Raw genomic sequence first — 18483 nt, forward strand, 5'->3', positions numbered from 1 at the left:
ATAAAGCGTATAGGTTTACCTCAATCACCTCGGCTGTGTTATAATTTGCGACCTTTGAATCCGGGATACAGTAGAGGGATAGCGGTTAGATGAGCGACCTTGCGAGAGAAATTACACCGGTTAACATCGAGGAAGAGCTGAAGAGCTCCTATCTGGACTATGCGATGTCGGTCATTGTTGGCCGTGCGCTGCCGGACGTCCGCGATGGCCTGAAGCCGGTACACCGTCGCGTACTATACGCCATGAACGTATTGGGCAATGACTGGAATAAAGCCTACAAAAAATCTGCCCGTGTCGTTGGTGACGTAATCGGTAAATACCATCCTCATGGTGATTCCGCGGTGTACGACACTATCGTCCGTATGGCGCAGCCATTCTCGCTGCGTTACATGCTGGTAGATGGTCAGGGTAACTTTGGTTCTATCGACGGCGACTCCGCCGCGGCAATGCGTTATACGGAAATCCGTCTGGCGAAGATTGCCCATGAGCTGATGGCCGACCTGGAAAAAGAGACGGTTGATTTCGTTGATAACTACGACGGCACGGAAAAAATTCCTGACGTTATGCCAACGAAAATCCCTAACCTGCTGGTGAACGGTTCGTCCGGTATCGCCGTCGGTATGGCAACCAACATTCCGCCGCACAACATCACGGAAGTGATCAACGGTTGCCTGGCTTATATCGACGATGAAGACATCAGCATTGAAGGGCTGATGGAACACATCCCGGGCCCGGACTTCCCGACGGCGGCGATCATCAACGGTCGTCGTGGTATTGAAGAAGCGTACCGCACCGGTCGTGGCAAGATTTACATCCGTGCCCGCGCTGAAGTGGAAGCGGACGCCAAAACCGGCCGTGAAACGATCATTGTTCACGAGATCCCGTATCAGGTGAACAAAGCGCGTCTGATTGAAAAAATCGCCGAGCTGGTAAAAGAAAAACGTGTTGAAGGTATCAGCGCGCTGCGTGATGAGTCTGATAAAGACGGCATGCGCATCGTGATTGAAATCAAACGTGACGCGGTGGGTGAAGTTGTTCTGAACAACCTGTACTCCCAGACTCAGCTCCAGGTTTCCTTCGGTATCAACATGGTTGCACTGCACCATGGTCAGCCGAAGATCATGAACCTGAAAGAGATCCTGAGCGCGTTCGTGCGTCACCGCCGTGAAGTGGTGACACGTCGTACCATCTTTGAACTGCGCAAAGCGCGCGACCGTGCGCACATCCTTGAAGCGCTGGCGGTTGCCCTGGCTAACATCGACCCGATCATCGAACTGATCCGTCGTGCGCCAACCCCGGCAGAAGCGAAAGCCGCACTGATTTCCCGTCCGTGGGATCTGGGTAACGTTGCAGCGATGCTGGAACGTGCGGGTGATGATGCTGCGCGTCCTGAGTGGCTGGAACCTGAGTTCGGCGTGCGTGACGGTCAATACTATCTGACTGAACAGCAGGCCCAGGCGATTCTGGATCTGCGTCTGCAGAAACTGACCGGCCTTGAGCATGAAAAACTGCTCGACGAATACAAAGAACTGCTGGAACAGATTGCTGAGCTGCTGCACATCCTGGGTAGCGCAGAACGTCTGATGGAAGTGATTCGTGAAGAGCTGGAGCTGGTCCGTGATCAGTTCGGCGATGAGCGTCGCACCGAAATCACCGCGAATACCGCGGACATCAACATCGAGGACCTGATCAACCAGGAAGACGTTGTTGTGACCCTGTCTCACCAGGGCTACGTGAAGTATCAGCCGTTAACCGACTACGAAGCACAACGTCGTGGTGGTAAAGGCAAGTCTGCGGCACGTATTAAAGAAGAAGACTTTATTGACCGTCTGCTGGTGGCGAACACCCATGACACGATCCTCTGCTTCTCAAGCCGTGGTCGTCTGTACTGGATGAAGGTCTACCAGTTGCCGGAAGCGAGCCGTGGCGCACGTGGTCGTCCAATCGTTAACCTGCTGCCGCTGGAAGCGAACGAACGTATCACCGCCATTCTGCCGGTACGCGAGTACGAAGAGGGCGTGAACGTCTTTATGGCGACCGCCAGCGGTACCGTGAAGAAAACCGCGCTCACCGAGTTCAGCCGCCCACGTTCTGCGGGTATCATCGCGGTGAACCTGAACGAAGGCGATGAGCTGATTGGCGTGGATCTGACCTCCGGTTCGGATGAAGTGATGCTGTTCTCTGCCGCCGGTAAAGTGGTGCGCTTTAAAGAGAACGCTGTCCGTGCAATGGGTCGTACCGCTACGGGCGTTCGTGGTATCAAGCTGGCTGGTGAAGACTCTGTGGTTTCCCTGATTATTCCGCGCGGTGAAGGGGCTATCCTGACCGTGACGCAGAATGGTTACGGTAAACGTACAGCGGAAGGGGAATACCCAACCAAGTCTCGCGGTACACAGGGCGTTATCTCTATCAAAGTCACCGAGCGCAACGGTTCCGTTGTTGGCGCGGTACAGGTAGACGATGCTGACCAGATCATGATGATCACCGATGCCGGTACGCTGGTGCGTACACGCGTATCTGAGATCAGCGTGGTGGGTCGTAACACCCAGGGCGTGATCCTCATCCGTACTGCGGAAGATGAAAACGTTGTGGGTCTGCAGCGTGTTGCTGAGCCGGTGGACGACGAAGAACTCGATTCCATCGACGGCAGCGTCGCAGAAGGTGATGACGATATCGCACCGGAAACCGACACCGACGACGATGCAGCGGATGACGCTGACGAGTAATATTGCATGATGCAAAAAAGGGCCGGATTCCGGCCCTTTTCTTTTGCAGAAGCAGATAAGTCAACGTTGCGACCTGGCGCGTTTACCGCTACCTTAACCACATTCTTTTGACCCCGACGGCGGAGCCTCGCCCCTTTGAAATACCTCGTCTCCTTTCGTACTACGCTGAAAGTTTCTCGCTATCTGTTTCGGGCGCTGGCGCTCTTGCTTTGGCTACTGGTGGCATTGTTCTCGGTGTTTTACATCGTTAACGCGCTGCATCAGAAAGAAGCGGAGATCCGCCAGGAGTTTAATTTAAGCTCCGACCAGGCCCAGCGCTACATTCAGCGAACATCTGATGTGATGAAGGAGTTGAAGTACATTGCTGAAAATCGTCTGACGGCGGAAAACGGTATTCTTGCCCTCCGCGGTCGTAACGACAAAACTGAAGTCCCGGATTTCCAGCCGCTGTTCCCGGATTCCGATTGTTCCACCATGAGCAATACCTGGCGTGGGTCACTGGAATCTCTGGCCTGGTTTATGCGCTACTGGCGCGACAATTTTTCTGCTGCCTATGACCTCAATCGCGTATTTCTGATTGGCAGTGAAAATCTCTGCGTGGCGGATTTTGGCCTGCGCGATCTTCCCGTCGAGCGTGATGATGCGCTGAAAAGCCTGCACGAACGCATTGTGAAATACCGCAATGCACCGCAGGATGAACGCGGGAATAACATTTTCTGGATAAGCCAGGGTCCGCGCACGGGTGTGGGTTATTTCTACGCCCTGACACCGGTGTATCTGGGCAATCGCCTGCAGGCGCTGCTGGGAATTGAACAGACCATTCGCATGGAAAACTTCTTCACCCCAGGCAGTCTGCCAATGGGTGTGACTATTCTTGATGAAAATGGACATCAGCTTATCTCCCTTACCGGGCCAGACAACCGTTTAAACGTCGATCCGCACTGGATGCAGGAGCGATCGTGGTTTGGCTATACCTCCGGCTTCCGTGAGCTGGTGCTGAAAAAGAACCTGCCGCCTTCGTCGCTGAGCATTGTCTATTCGCTGCCGGTGGATATGGTGCTTGAACGCATTCGTATTCTGATCCTCAACGCCATTTTGTTGAATATCGCGGTGGGCGTGGCGCTGTTTATGCTGGCACGCATGTATGAACGTCGGATATTTATTCCGGCAGAGGTGGATGCTCAACGCCTTGAAGAACATGAGCAATTTAACCGTAAAATTGTCGCCTCGGCACCGGTGGGGATCTGTATCCTGCGTACCCAGGACGGAACCAATATCCTGAGTAATGAGCTGGCACATAATTACCTGAACATGCTGACGCATGAGGATCGGCAAAGGCTGACGCAAATTATCTGTGGTCAGCAGGTAAACTTTGTCGACGTGCTGACCAGCACGCACACTAACCTGCAAATCAGCTTTGTTCATTCCCGCTATCGCAATGAAAACGTGGCGATTTGCGTGCTGGTGGATGTCTCTGCACGCGTGAAGATGGAAGAGTCGTTGCAGGAGATGGCGCAGGCGGCAGAGCAGGCCAGTCAGTCGAAATCGATGTTCCTTGCGACAGTCAGCCACGAGTTGCGTACGCCGTTGTACGGGATTATCGGTAACCTCGACCTCCTGCAGACGAAAGAGCTGCCGAAAGGGGTCGACAGGCTGGTGACGGCGATGAACAACTCCTCCAGCCTGTTGCTGAAAATCATCAGTGATATTCTCGACTTCTCCAAAATTGAGTCTGAGCAGCTGAAAATCGAACCACGGGAGTTCTCTCCGCGTGAGGTGATGAACCACATCAGCGCCAACTATCTGCCGCTGGTGGTGCGTAAACAGCTGGGGCTTTACTGTTTTATCGAACCGGATGTGCCGCTGACATTGCACGGCGATCCCATGCGCCTGCAGCAGGTCATTTCTAACTTGCTCAGTAATGCCATTAAATTCACCGACGTCGGTTGTATTGTATTACACGTTTGCCGGGCCGGTGATTACCTGAGTATCCGCGTGCGGGATACGGGGGTGGGCATTCCGGCGAAAGAAGTGGTTCGTCTGTTTGACCCGTTCTTCCAGGTGGGGACCGGCGTGCAGCGTAACTTCCAGGGTACCGGGTTGGGGCTGGCGATCTGTGAGAAACTCGTCAGCATGATGGACGGTGATATCTCCGTTGATACCGAGCCCGGTATGGGTAGCCAGTTTACCATCCGCATTCCGCTCTATTCGGCTCAGTATCCGGCAAAAACGACGGTTGATGGTCTGAGCAATAAACGCTGCTGGCTGGCGGTGCATAATGCCTCGCTGAATGACTACCTCACTGCGCTGCTCACTCATAGCGGCGTGAGGGTGTCCCGCTATGAAGGTCAAACACCGGATGTGGACGATGTACTGATTACCGACGATATGCCGGAACAGCCGTGGCAGGGAAGAGGGACGGTACTCTTCTGCCGTCGTCACATCGGGATCCCGGTTGAGCGTGCGCCGGGAGAATGGGTACACAGTGTAGCAACGCCGCATGAGCTGATGAGCCTGCTGGCACGCATCTACAAAGTGCATCTGGAAGAGAGTGACGGCGCGGGTGGATTACCGTCAACGGAGTCTCTGGCGTCAGTGAATGACGATATGATGATTCTGGTGGTGGATGACCATCCGATTAACCGCCGCCTGCTGGCCGACCAGCTTGGTTCGCTTGGCTATCAATGCAAAACGGCTAATGATGGCGTGGATGCGCTGAACGTACTGAGTAAAAATCATATTGATATTGTTCTCAGCGACGTAAACATGCCTAACATGGATGGCTACCGTCTGACACAGCGTATCCGCCAGCTTGGTCTGACGTTACCGGTTGTGGGTGTGACGGCGAACGCGCTGGCGGAAGAGAAACAGCGCTGTCTGGAGTCGGGAATGGACAGTTGTTTGTCGAAACCGGTGACGCTGGATGTGCTGAAGCAGACATTGTCTGTTTATGCGGAGCGCGTGAGAAAAACAAGAACATAAAAAAGGCCCGCAAGGGCCTTTTACGTTTTTCACTCTTTCCCTGTGGGAGAGGAACCTCCGAAGGGAATCAATCCTTATCCGTTGCGCTCAGCGTGACGGAGGAGAGATAGTTCAGCAGGGCAATATCGTTGTCCACACCCAGTTTCATCATCGCTGATTTTTTCTGGCTGCTGATGGTTTTAATACTGCGGTTCAGCTTCTTGGCAATCTCGGTCACCAGGAAACCTTCAGCGAACAGGCGCAGAACTTCGCTCTCTTTCGGTGACAGGCGTTTGTCACCGTAACCACCTGCGCTGATTTTTTCCAGCAGGCGAGAGACGCTCTCAGGCGTGAATTTCTTGCCTTTCTGCAGCGCAGCGAGTGCTTTAGGCAGATCGGTCGGTGCGCCTTGTTTCAGCACAATGCCTTCGATATCCAGATCCAACACCGCGCTCAGAATCGCCGGGTTGTTGTTCATGGTCAGAACGATAATCGAGATATCCGGGAAGTGACGTTTAATATATTTGATGAGCGTGATCCCATCACCGTACTTGTCTCCAGGCATGGAGAGATCGGTAATGAGCACGTGTGCATCAAGCTTTGGGAGGTTATTGATCAGAGCTGTAGAGTCTTCAAATTCACCGACCACATTCACCCACTCGATCTGTTCAAGTGATTTGCGAATACCGAACAGTACAATCGGATGGTCATCGGCAATAATTACGTTCATATTGTTCATGTATTAGGCTACCTTGCTACAGCAAGCTTTTGACGTAGGCGTCAATGTCGCTGATGTATTTTTCAATGCCAGAGGCATCTTTCTCACGAATTAGATGTTCCAGCGTTTCACATAACTGCTTGCCGGGAACCAGATTAAGCATGGCAAACACCCCTTTAAGCCGGTGTGCTGTCTGTGCCAGCGCTGCGAAATCATTCGCAGCGGACTCAGTATACAACCGCTTAACATCATCTGGTACTGTATCAACAAAGAGTGAATAATATCCGCTGGCGTGAAGCTCGGCATTTTCATTGCCGCCTAACGGGGATTCCGCTATCTCTTCCTGCGCCAGTTGCTCTTCTATTAGTTGTAGTACAGCTTCCTGCATCGCATTGCTTATATTAAAATTGACGCGCAGCTGGCCAGGGCCGATTTTCCGCACGCCTGACTCATCATCGCTTAAAAGCAAGCCGGAGGCAGTAAGATTAGACGGATTATCAGTTAAAAACAGATCAAATTCTTGACTTGCCAGCCTTTCATCCGGCGTGATGCAGGCCGCACCCCAGTTTTCTAACTGACGAACCACAATATTACGGATCTCATTTGAGGTCACATCGACCATCACCACAACATCATCCAGCAGACGTTCTTCATCTTCTTCCTGTGGATTGGCGGCCATTTTAACGTGCAGAGAGTACCTGGTGCCGAGGGATTCACGGGCCTTGATATTCAGATGACCACCAAGCTTACGCGCCAGTTGATCGCACAACCAGAAGGTCAGCGCATTGGCTTTGCCGTAATGATCGCTCTGGGTGTCATTCAGGAACGGGAAGTGCAGATTATCAATTTCGCTTGTCGTGACGCCTTCCCCGGTGTCGAGGATGCGGAACGTCAGACGATCTTCAGCAGACTCGTCCGTGCTCACCTCCAGGGTGATCTTGCCAATCTGCGTGGTGGTCACCGCATACTGAATAAGCATCAGCAGAATGCGACGCAGTGCTTCGCGATCGCCGTGACGTTCATCATTCGCGGATAAATGGTTATTGATCAGCAGTTGCAGTCCTTTGCGCTTAATCACAGGCAGGACGTCCGGAACCACTTCATCGATCAGATTCTGAATGGAGAAGAGGGTAGGTGTTCCTTTCCAGAAATCATTCTCCAGCATGTTCGCTAACTGGATCTCATCAACCATACGAACCAGTGAGTCGGCCTGGCTGGCAAGCTGGTGGCTTTCTGACGTATCTAACGCCGCCGCCTGGGTTGCCAGCGTTTTTAATGGCTGTTTGAAGGCATCACCAATATTCTGCATAAATGCCGCGCGACCCTGCTGGTTTTTCTCATACAGCCTTTGCGCCTGCTTCAGCTTTTTATTCACCAGCACTTCTCTATCCTGATCGCGGATAATGAAAATTTGCGTGCGCGGGGCGACCTGACTGCGGAACTGACGGATCTCATACAGTTCATTGTTAATGGTGGCCTGAATCACCCCCTGGTGTTGATCCGCCATGGTGGTGATGTTTTGCAGATTGAGATGTGGCAGCAGATGGTCAGCAATTTTATTGCTCATCACCGTACGATTCGCTTCCTGATCGTGAACCAGCACGCCAAGCGGTAGCACGGAAATAATCTCTTCATTTAATGCACGTAACACGCGCAGCTCATTAGTGGTTCCAGCCGAAATCGCAGAGGTGTCGCTTTGACGACCCGGCTGGAAACGGAACGTACTGTAGCCAAACAGAGCCAGCGCCAGCAGACCGATATTCAGCAGCAGAGGCAACAGGATATTTTGCAGGGTATCGAGCAGCAGTGTGCCAAACGGTACCTGCCACACCAGACGCATGCCGGTTGAGTTCAGAGAAGAGGCAATTTCAATTTTCGAGCCGTTAAAAGAGATCGATACGCTCTCTGCGGCCTCTTTGTCAGACGCTGCCCGCATGTTCTGGGTGCTGCTGTCTGGCTCCAGGCGGAAGCTGTCGAGCGGCATATCCGGCGGGATTAAATCATTAATCGGTAAATCGAAGGCCACCACTGTCGCCAGATGTCCTGGCTGGTTGAACGTGGTGCGTAGGGTAAAATAATGGCCATTTTGCCAGGCCAGCCGCCGCAGTGATGAGAAGCTCTCACGTTCATCGAGAGCATTTGCCTGCTGTAGCATTTCTGCCCGGCGGGAATCGACAATGCTGCCCACGGTTGTCTCTTTAAACCCGGAAGAGAGATCTTTCAACGGCAGCGTCGAGATCAGGATCATGCTGTTGTCCTGACCATTCAGATAGTACATCGACCACGGCACTGTTTCGGCTCCCCAAAGGGTATCCAGATAGGTCGAAATACGTTGCGTCATCTCCAGCGTCGCACTGTCGTGAGAGCCAAAGATAAGTGCCTCCGTTTTGCGCTGTGGTTTTTCGAGATAATAGACGTCCTGCTTAAGACGCGTCTCCTGTAGTCCATCTCCGGATGGGGTTGCGGGCGCAGCCGCAATATTGTCGTAAATCTGCCAGGTGGCGTAGCGCCAGGTATCAATGCGCTTGTGCACGGCATGGGTGATATCAACAACCTGATAGCTTTTGTCCTTCAGCCAGGCGTTCACCGCGCTCTGTACCATAACCCCCATGGTGACTAACAGCACAACGATCAAAAGAAGAAAGAAACGGGTGATGCTCCCGGGGAGGAGGGAGAATTTGCTCGGGGCGGTAGTTTCAGTCTGACTCATTGATATCTCTAACCTGTGATGGTCGTGCTCTGTCGCGATAGGGCAGTATAAAGGGTAATAACTGAATTTCCAGCGCCACTGGTCTGGAAGATGCGTCTTTTTCATCGGGCATTATCAACGGCGGAGAGTGCATCAAACATGTACAAACTCGCCGGGGGCGTACAAATAAATAACGCCATTAACCGGGAAATAGCACGAATTAACAAGAAATTAAGTTCAGCATCATTTCTCCGTCATCAGGGGACTCACGGCGAGAATTTAGTTAATAGTCGTTACAATTTCGTGGCGGTAGCACAAAAAAAGAAAGGTTACGTAAAGAAAGGTAAAAAAAAACCGAATGCGAAGCATCCGGTTGAATTAGGGATAAACAGACATTCAAAACTGAATGACGGTAATAAATAAAGTTAATGATGATAGCGAGAGTTATTTTAGAGATTAGGTGTGATCTTGTTTTGTCATTCAGTGCTGTAATGCTTTTTTATTGTAAGTTATTGATAATTATGTGGTTATTTTTTCGTTTGATTATAAGTGCTAAATTTTTAAGCTATTTGTGCTTTGTAAAAGTTCCTTTATATTTACAAATTGAAACATGTTGATGCATAAATGAAACACCTTCAAAGTTTTAGTATCATATTCGCATTGGATTATTCTGTAATTTTGAGGAGAATGAAATTGCCGACTGGTTAATGAGGGTTAACCAGTAAGCAGTGGTAATTATAAGGCATATAACAGAGGGTTAATAAAATGAAAGTTAAAGTACTGTCCCTCCTGGTACCAGCACTGCTGGTAGCAGGCGCAGCAAATGCGGCTGAAATTTATAACAAAGATGGCAACAAATTAGATCTGTACGGCAAAGTTGATGGTCTGCACTATTTCTCTGATGATGACAGCGTTGATGGTGACCAGACCTACATGCGTCTTGGCTTCAAAGGCGAAACGCAAATTAACGATCAACTGACCGGATACGGCCAGTGGGAATACCAGATTCAGGGTAACACTGCTGAAAGTGAAAACCAGTCCTGGACCCGTGTGGCGTTTGCCGGTCTGAAATTTGGTGATGCGGGTTCTTTCGACTACGGTCGTAACTACGGTGTTGTTTACGATGTTACTTCATGGACCGACGTTCTGCCGGAATTCGGCGGCGATACCTACGGTTCTGACAACTTCATGCAGCAGCGTGGTAATGGTTTCGCGACCTACCGTAACAGCGATTTCTTCGGGTTGGTTGATGGCCTGAACTTCGCGGTTCAGTATCAGGGTAAAAACGGTAGCGTAAGCGGTGAAGACCAGACCGCCAATGGCCGTGAGCCGCTGCGTCAGAACGGTGATGGTGTCGGTGGTTCTATCACTTATAACCTGGGCGAAGGGTTCGGTATCGGTACTGCAGTAACCAGTTCTAAACGTACCAACTCCCAGAACGATATGGACTACGGTAATGGCGATCGCGCTGAAACTTACACTGGTGGTCTGAAATACGACGCAAACAACCTCTACCTGGCGACTCAATATACTCAGACCTACAACGCGACTCGCGTAGGTAATCTGGGTTGGGCAAACAAAGCGCAGAACTTCGAAGTTGTTGCTCAATACCAGTTCGACTTCGGTCTGCGTCCGTCCGTAGCTTACCTGCAGTCTAAAGGTAAGGACCTGGAAAACGGCTACGGCGACCAGGATATCCTGAAATATGTTGATGTTGGTGCGACTTACTACTTCAACAAAAACATGTCTACCTACGTGGACTACAAAATCAACCTGCTGGATGAAAACGACTTCACCCGTAGTGCAGGTATCAGCACTGACGATGTCGTAGCACTGGGTCTGGTTTACCAGTTCTAATCGCTTCGCAATTTGACAAAGGGGCCTGATGGCCCCTTTTTAGTCTGTTTTTTTAGGATCTCACAAACCACCCGTTTTGGTGTACTCTTGCCGCCCTGGCATGAGGATAATAATGAATGGACATGACTTTTTTACGCGCCAGCTTTCTGGCTACTTTTTTTTTCCTGACCGCTTGTGACTCTTCCACGCCGCCGGTGGCGAAAGCCGATGCACCTGCGGCGACGGTGCTTGAAGGTAAAACGATGGGCACTTTCTGGCGTGTCAGCGTGATGAACCTTGATAAAACACGCGCAGACGAACTCCGTGGCAAAATTCAGTCACAGCTGGACGCTGACGATCAACTACTTTCAACGTATAAAAATGACTCGGCGCTGATGCGCTTTAATCTCTCAAGCAGTACTTCCCTGTGGCCGGTCAGTGAAGCGATGGCCGATATCGTGACGGAGTCACTCCGCGTGGGTTACAAAACAGGCGGAGCGATGGACGTCACCGTTGGACCGCTGGTAAATCTCTGGGGTTTTGGCCCCAACAAGCAACCGGTCATCACGCCCGATCAGGCAGCCATTGATGACGCCCGTGCCAGGACTGGTCTACAACATCTGACGGTGATCAATCAGTACGGTCAACAGTACCTGCAAAAAGATATCCCCGATCTGTTTGTCGACCTGTCAACGGTTGGGGAAGGTTATGCGGCAGATCACCTGGCAGCGTTGATGGCCCAGGAAGGGATTTCGCGTTATCTGGTTTCTGTGGGGGGCGCCTTAGTGAGCCGCGGCATGAACGCCAGTGATAAGCCCTGGCGGGTGGCCATCCAAAAGCCGACCGATCAGCAAAATGCCGTGCAGGCGATGGTGGATATCAACGGGCACGGCATCAGCACATCCGGAAGCTACCGTAACTATTACGAACTTGACGGTAAACGCATTTCGCATGTCATTGACCCGCAGACCGGGCGCCCAATCACACATAACCTGGTTTCGGTGACGGTCATTGCCCCCACGGCGCTGGAAGCCGATGCCTGGGATACCGGGCTAATGGTACTCGGACCGGAGAAAGCCAAAGAGGTGGTTCGTCAGGAAGGGCTGGCGGTTTATATGATCATCAAAGAGGCTGACGGATTTAAAACCTGGCATTCGCCGCAGTTCAACAGCTTCCTGGTGAGTGACAAAAATTAAAAAGCAAGGTTGCGGGTTTTTTATCAGTGGCACTCAGGCACGCTGTATGTATGCTTGTAAGAGGAGTTGATGATGAAAAACCCGACCTTTATTACCGATGAAGATCGCTGGCAGGCCGTGCTGGCCCGCGATCCACGCGCTGACGAACAGTTTGTCTTTGCCGTGCAGACCACGGGGATCGTGTGTCGTCCGTCCTGCCGTGCCCGCCACGCGCTGCGTAAAAATGTCAGCTTTTATGCTGATGTCCACCATGCCATTCAGGCAGGGTTTCGCCCATGCAAACGCTGTATGCCGGACAAAGGCAATCCGCAGGAACTGAAGCTGGCAAAAATAGAGCACGCCTGTCGCCTTCTGGAGCAGGATCCCACCCTGACACTGGAAAAGCTGGCGAACCAGGTTGCCATGAGTCCTTTCCATTTCCATCGTCTGTTTAAATCCGTGACGGGTATGACGCCAAAAGCCTGGCAGCAGGCGGCACGGGGACAGCGCTTGCGCACGGCACTTGCGCAGGGAGACAACATTACCGACGCCGTGCTGGCGGCAGGGTTTCCTGATAGCAGCAGTTATTATCGTAAAGCCAATGATGCGCTGGGGATGACAGCGAAGCAGTACCGTAAAGGCGATGTGGCTGTGCGTTATGCCATCGACGACTGTTCGTTAGGACGCTGTCTGGTTGCTGAAAGTGAGCGAGGGATCTGCGCGATACTGCTGGGGGACAACGATACAGAATTAACCGAAGAGCTTGCTACGCTGTTTCCAAAAGCAGAACGCGTACCGCTGGAAGACGATTTTGCGCTACGAGCCCATCAGGTTATCGCCAGTATTGATAACCGTGCAGTGCCGCTGTCACTGCCGCTGGATATACGTGGAACCGCTTTCCAGCAGCGCGTCTGGCAGGCCCTTCGCGACATTCCCTGCGGTGAAACGGCAAGTTATCAGCAGGTGGCAAAAGCAATTGGTAAACCCAATGCCGTACGTGCCGTTGCCGGAGCCTGTGCTGCAAACAAACTGGCGATAGTGATCCCCTGCCATCGCGTTGTTCGCAATGATGGTGCGCTATCGGGTTACCGATGGGGAACGGAACGAAAAGCGTTATTACTGAAACGTGAGGCGGAACACCAGGAGGGATGATGCTCGATCTTTTTGCGGATGCTGAACCCTGGCAGGAACCACTTGCTCCGGGCGCGGTGATCCTCCGCCGCTTTGCACTTTCACGTGCGGCGGCGCTGCTTGCCGGTATCGAAGAGGTGACGGCCGTTTCACCGTTTCGCCATATGGTGACGCCGGGAGGCTACACCATGTCGGTGGCAATGGCCAACTGCGGAGAACTCGGTTGGGCGACGAACGAACGGGGCTATTTGTATGCCCCTGTCGATCCTTTAACCGGTCAGCCGTGGCCTCCCATACCTGCTGTTTTTCAGTCTCTCTGCCACGAGGCCGCCGTGGCTGCGAATTATCCAGGCTTCCGTCCGGATGCCTGTCTGATCAACCGCTACGCCGCAGGTGCGAAACTCTCGTTGCATCAGGACAAGGATGAACCTGACTTGCGCGCACCTATCGTATCCGTCTCCCTGGGGCTACCTGCCGTCTTCCAGTTCGGCGGGTTACGCCGCAACGACCCGCTCAAGCGCCTGATGCTGGAGCATGGCGATGTGGTGGTGTGGGGCAGGGAGTCGCGGCTCTATTATCACGGCATTCAGCCTCTGAAACCCGGGGTCCACCCATTGACTGGCGAGTACCGATATAACCTGACTTTTCGCCAGGCAGGCGTGAGTAAATAAAAATAAGAATTATTCTTGATGTACACGCAGGGCAGTTTACACTGCTGGCTGATTTTTATTGTCCGGATTGCCTGCATGCAACTACTTCTTCTTGTCTGGCGTCAGTATCGCTGGCCCTTCATTGCAGTAATGGCGTTAAGCCTTGCCAGTGCCGCATTGGGTATTGGCCTGATCGCGTTTATTAACGTACGTCTGATTGAAATGGTCGACACGTCACTCTCCGTTTTGCCGGAGTTTCTTGGTCTGTTGCTGTTGTTGATGGTGGTCACGCTCGGCTCTCAGCTGGCGCTGACTGCGCTTGGGCACCATTTCGTTTTTCGTTTACGCAGTGAATTTATCAAGCGGATCCTCGACACGCAGGTTGAGCGCGTGGAGCAGCTCGGAAGTGCTTCTCTGCTGGCGGGACTGACCAGCGATGTGCGTGCCATCACTATTGCATTCGTCCGTTTACCGGAACTGGTCCAGGGGATCATTCTGACCTTTGGCTCTGCGGCCTATCTCGCCTGGCTCTCCAGCAAAATGCTGGCAGTGACCGCTCTGTGGATAGCCATTACCATCTGGGGCGGTTTTGTGCTGGTGTCACGGGTCTATAAACACATGGCGGTACTGCGCGAAACCGAAGATAAGCTCTATAACGATTACCAGACGGTGCTGGAAGGGCGTAAAGAGCTGACGCTGAACCGCGAGCGCGCCGAGCATATCTTTAACCATCTCTACATCCCGGATGCGCGCGAATATCGGCACCATATCATTCGCGCCGATACCTTCCACCTTAGCGCGGTGAACTGGTCAAACATTATGATGCTGGGTGCCATTGGCCTGGTATTCTGGATGGCGAACAGCCTGGGCTGGGCGGACACCAACGTGGCGGCCACCTACTCGCTGACGCTGCTGTTTTTGCGCACGCCGCTGCTCTCCGCTGTCGGCGCACTGCCTACCTTGCTGAGTGCGCAAGTTGCGTTTAATAAACTCAAAAAATTCGACCTTGCACCGTTCAAAGCTGAATTCCCGCGCCCGCAGGCGTTCCCCAACTGGCAAACGCTGGAGCTGCGTAACGTTACGTTCCGCTATCAGGACAACGCCTTCTCCATAGGGCCGGTCAACCTGACGATACATCGTGGCGAGCTGCTGTTCCTGATTGGCGGCAACGGCAGCGGTAAATCGACGCTGGCAATGTTGCTGACCGGGCTCTATCAGCCGCAATCGGGTGAGATTTTGCTGGACGGTAGGACGTTGAACGCCGAGAAACCGGAAGATTACCGCAAGCTTTTCTCGGCGGTGTTCACCGATGTCTGGTTGTTTGAACAACTGCTTGGGCCTGAAGGGCAACAGGCCAATCCTGCGCTGGTGGAGAAATGGCTGGCGCAGTTGCAGATGTCGCACAAGCTGGAGCTACAGGACGGGAAGATCCTCAACCTGAAATTCTCTAAAGGGCAGAAAAAACGTGTGGCGCTGCTGCTGGCACTGGCGGAAGAGCGCGACATTATCCTGCTGGATGAGTGGGCTGCGGATCAGGATCCGCATTTCCGCCGCGAGTTTTATCAGGTTCTGCTGCCGCTGATGCAGGAGATGGGCAAAACCATTTTCGCCATCAGCCACGACGATCACTACTTCATTCACGCCGACCGTCTGCTGGAGATGCGCGACGGCAAGCTGAGCGAGCTGACCGGTGAAGAGCGAGATGCGGCGTCGCGTGACGCGGTGGCGCGCACGGCCTGAGTGTGATTGTGCCGGGTGGCGGCTTCGCCTTACCCGGCCTACTTTTTTAACCACCCTCGCTGTTTTTTTACCCGTCCCGCCCCGTTGTTTATTCTTATTTACATATCCCCGCGCTATGCTTAATACCAACTTATTTCATGGATTTATGATTGATGTCGGTATTAACGAAAAACAGCGCCAGACAGCGTGACCAGGAACGCGCGCGACTGATCTGGCTTCTCACGACCGATAAAGCGGTCACTTCTGCGTTATTGGGCAAACTGACCCTGGCTGAGCAATATGATGTCGGCACCTTAGCCGACGATATTGCTGAGGTAGGTGCGCTGGTTGCCCACTTACCCCCGCCTGACCTGGCCGATACTCTTGAAGCGCTCCCTTCAGAAGAGCGCCATGCGTTGTGGCGTTTGGTGCAGGATCACGAGCGTGGCCAGGTGCTGCTTGAAGCCTCGGAAAACGTCTGGGATGACCTTATCGATGAGATGAGCGACCGGGATATTCTTGATGCGCTGAAAACACTGGATATCGACGAACAGATTTACCTTGTTCAACACCTGCCGCGTAACCTGACCGGCCGCCTGCTGGCCTCTCTGCCAGCCGAGGAGCGGGCACGTGTGCGTCAGGTGATGCACTACGAGAAACACAGCGTTGGCGCGATCATGGAGTTTGGCGTTATCACGGTACGCCCGGACGTTACGCTTGGTACCGTCCAGCGCTACCTGCGCCGCCTCGGTAGTATGCCGGACAACACCGATAAACTGTTTGTGACCTCGCGGGATAAAACGTTGCTCGGTGAGCTGGAGTTGAAAACGATCCTGCTCAACAGTACTCAACGGCGGGTGAGTGAAGTGATGGAGACCGAGCCGATGGTCTTCTCTCCGGAAGACGATGCTGAAAAAGCGGCGCGTACCTTCGAACGTGACGACCTTGTGAGTGCGGCGGTAGTCGATTCTGTCGGCAAGCTGATGGGGCGTCTGACCATTGATGAGATCGTTGATGTGGTTTACGAAGAAACTGATAACGATTTACGTGCTCTCGGCGGGCTCAGCGCGGAAGACGACGTCCATGCATCCGTTGGCAAGGCCGTCAAAACCCGCTGGGCGTGGCTTGCCATTAACCTGTGTACTGCGTTTATCGCTTCCCGCGTGATTGATGGTTTTGAACACACTATTTCTCAATTAGTCGCGCTAGCGTCGCTGATGCCGATTGTGGCCGGGATTGGCGGCAACACCGGAAACCAGACTATTACCATGATCGTCCGCGCGCTGGCGCTGGAGAATATTCAGCCTGGCAATTTTACTTTCCTGATCTTAAGAGAAATGGGTGTTGCGCTGATTAACGGCCTGGTATGGGGCGGCATTATGGGCGGTATTACCTGGTGGCTGTACGACGATATGGCGTTAGGCGGCGTGATGATGCTGGCGATGGTATTAAACCTGCTGGTGGCATCAATGATGGGGGTGATTATCCCTCTGACGATGACCAAACTGGGGCGCGACCCCGCAGTGGGGTCGAGCGTGATGATCACCGCTATCACCGATACCGGTGGCTTCTTTATTTTTCTTGGGCTGGCGACGATTTTTCTTCTTTAATCCGACCCTTAATACGGGCAGGAAGCAGTGCCATGATGATAATCCCGCCCAGTACACCAACCGCCAGGTTACCGGTTGAAACCGTTGCCGCAACGGTCACCAGCATTACCACCGTTTCTGCAATGGGGGCATTTTTTACGGTTGCAGGCTGAAGGCTATGCCAGCTGAAGGTTTTGAAGGCGACAATCGCCATGATCCCGGCCAGCACCACCATCGGGATTTTGGCCATCACTTCACTGAGGGCAGTTACGAGGATCAGCAGCACGATCCCCGCCGCAATGGTTGAAATACGGCTTCGTCCTTTCCCCATCTCAACGTTAACAATGGTTTGTCCGATCATTGCGCAGCCCGCAATACCACCATAAAAGCCAGACAGAATATTACCCACACCCAGCCCGATGCTCTCACGGCGTTTGCTCGACGGTGTTGCGGTCAGCTCATCCACCAGTTTTGCCGTCAGCAGAGATTCCAGCAGGCCGACGAAGGCGATGCTCAAGGCACACGGCCAGATAATACTCAGCGTTTGCAAATTCATCGGTACCAGCAGCTCGGTAAGCCCCGGCAAACCGCCATTCGTGGAACCTTCATCGCCGACCGTCGGCAGGATCTGTCCGGTGGTCACGGTAAACAGGGTTAACACGACAATGGCAATCAGTGGGGAAGGGACACTTTTGATATAGCGCGGCACCCACAGCACTATCAGCAGCGTCAGCACGAACAGGCCGACAATCAGCGGGCTGCGGCTCCAGAAGTGGGGAACCTGGGCGAAGAAAATCAACATACCGAGCGCGTTAACAAACCCGGTCATCACGGCCTGAGGTATAAAGCGCATCAGACGCGCCATGCCCGATACCCCAAACAGGATCTGAATCACGCCTGCCATCAGCACTGCCGGCAAAATGTACTGCACGCCGTGCTGATGCACCATCGGACCAATGACCAGTGCGACGGAACCGGCCGCCGCCGTCACCATCGCCGGACGACCGCCCAGCACGGACAGGGCAAGACACAGCACCACAGAGGCAAACAGGCTGACTTTCGGGTCAACACCTGCGACCACGGAAAACGAAATGACTTCAGGGATCAGTGCCAGAGCGGTAATCACGCCCGCAAGCGTTTCACGCATCAAAAGCTTAGGCGAACCGAGGACCGCGGTGACATGGACTTCGCGGGGCAAAGCAGAATGGGGTAAGGACATAACAATTCGCTGGTTGGAGCAGGCTTCCGTGCGTGCGATCACAAAGTTCGGCATAGTAGCCAGAAAATCT

Annotated in this window: 12 protein-coding genes; 9 read left to right on the forward strand and 3 right to left on the reverse strand. The window is 53.0% G+C overall.

Going from position 1 to position 18483, the window contains the following annotated elements; genetic code table 11:
* Positions 1-89 precede the first annotated feature (89 nt).
* Positions 90-2726 (forward strand): DNA topoisomerase (ATP-hydrolyzing) subunit A, encoded by a 2637-nt coding sequence (gyrA, locus tag V6E55_RS09955; RefSeq protein WP_114977672.1) that lies wholly within the window; start codon positions 90-92, stop codon positions 2724-2726.
* A 135-nt stretch (positions 2727-2861) separates the two neighbouring features.
* Positions 2862-5708: a two-component system sensor histidine kinase RcsC gene (gene rcsC, locus V6E55_RS09960; RefSeq protein WP_316942734.1), complete on the forward strand. Its 2847-nt coding sequence runs from the start codon at positions 2862-2864 to the stop codon at positions 5706-5708.
* A gap of 67 nt (positions 5709-5775) precedes the next feature.
* Here the strand turns inward: rcsC and rcsB are convergent, their stop codons facing one another.
* Entirely contained in the window at positions 5776-6426 is a 651-nt protein-coding gene (gene rcsB / locus V6E55_RS09965; protein WP_003859405.1) for a response regulator transcription factor RcsB, read from the reverse strand.
* A 16-nt stretch (positions 6427-6442) separates the two neighbouring features.
* On the reverse strand, positions 6443-9115 hold the full coding sequence (rcsD, locus tag V6E55_RS09970) for a phosphotransferase RcsD (protein WP_316942735.1): 2673 nt from the start codon (positions 9113-9115) through the stop codon (positions 6443-6445).
* Between the two features lie 138 nt (positions 9116-9253).
* Between rcsD and V6E55_RS09975 the strand changes: the two genes are divergently transcribed.
* From V6E55_RS09975 to mgtE, 7 genes are all read left to right on the forward strand, one after another.
* A complete protein-coding gene (locus tag V6E55_RS09975; protein WP_165383574.1) occupies positions 9254-9517 on the forward strand; it encodes a hypothetical protein in 264 nt (87 codons plus the stop codon).
* 342 nt (positions 9518-9859) lie between these two features.
* A complete protein-coding gene (locus tag V6E55_RS09980) occupies positions 9860-10951 on the forward strand; it encodes a porin OmpC (RefSeq protein WP_129995304.1) in 1092 nt (363 codons plus the stop codon).
* Between the two features lie 116 nt (positions 10952-11067).
* Positions 11068-12126 carry an FAD:protein FMN transferase ApbE gene (gene apbE, locus V6E55_RS09985; protein WP_129995305.1) on the forward strand — a complete coding sequence of 353 codons (1059 nt, stop codon included), beginning with the start codon at positions 11068-11070 and terminating at the stop codon, positions 12124-12126.
* A gap of 72 nt (positions 12127-12198) precedes the next feature.
* Positions 12199-13257 (forward strand): bifunctional DNA-binding transcriptional regulator/O6-methylguanine-DNA methyltransferase Ada, encoded by a 1059-nt coding sequence (ada, locus tag V6E55_RS09990; RefSeq protein ID WP_316942747.1) that lies wholly within the window; start codon positions 12199-12201, stop codon positions 13255-13257.
* Positions 13257-13907 (forward strand): DNA oxidative demethylase AlkB, encoded by a 651-nt coding sequence (gene alkB, locus V6E55_RS09995; RefSeq protein ID WP_316942748.1) that lies wholly within the window; start codon positions 13257-13259, stop codon positions 13905-13907. Before ada ends, alkB begins: the two co-directional genes overlap by 1 nt.
* A gap of 75 nt (positions 13908-13982) precedes the next feature.
* Positions 13983-15626, forward strand: a complete 1644-nt coding sequence (locus V6E55_RS10000; protein ID WP_316942736.1) for a multidrug ABC transporter permease/ATP-binding protein — start codon at positions 13983-13985, stop codon at positions 15624-15626.
* A 152-nt stretch (positions 15627-15778) separates the two neighbouring features.
* On the forward strand, positions 15779-17215 hold the full coding sequence (gene mgtE / locus V6E55_RS10005) for a magnesium transporter (RefSeq protein ID WP_129995308.1): 1437 nt from the start codon (positions 15779-15781) through the stop codon (positions 17213-17215).
* On the opposite strand, the gene V6E55_RS10010 is transcribed toward mgtE, so the two are convergent.
* On the reverse strand, positions 17178-18467 hold the full coding sequence (locus V6E55_RS10010) for a SulP family inorganic anion transporter (protein ID WP_316942737.1): 1290 nt from the start codon (positions 18465-18467) through the stop codon (positions 17178-17180). The two genes, mgtE and V6E55_RS10010, sit on opposite strands and share 38 nt — an antisense overlap.
* Between the last annotated feature and the right edge of the window lie 16 nt (positions 18468-18483).

Source organism: Enterobacter sp. 342, assembly GCF_036663495.1.
GTDB lineage: Bacteria > Pseudomonadota > Gammaproteobacteria > Enterobacterales > Enterobacteriaceae > Enterobacter.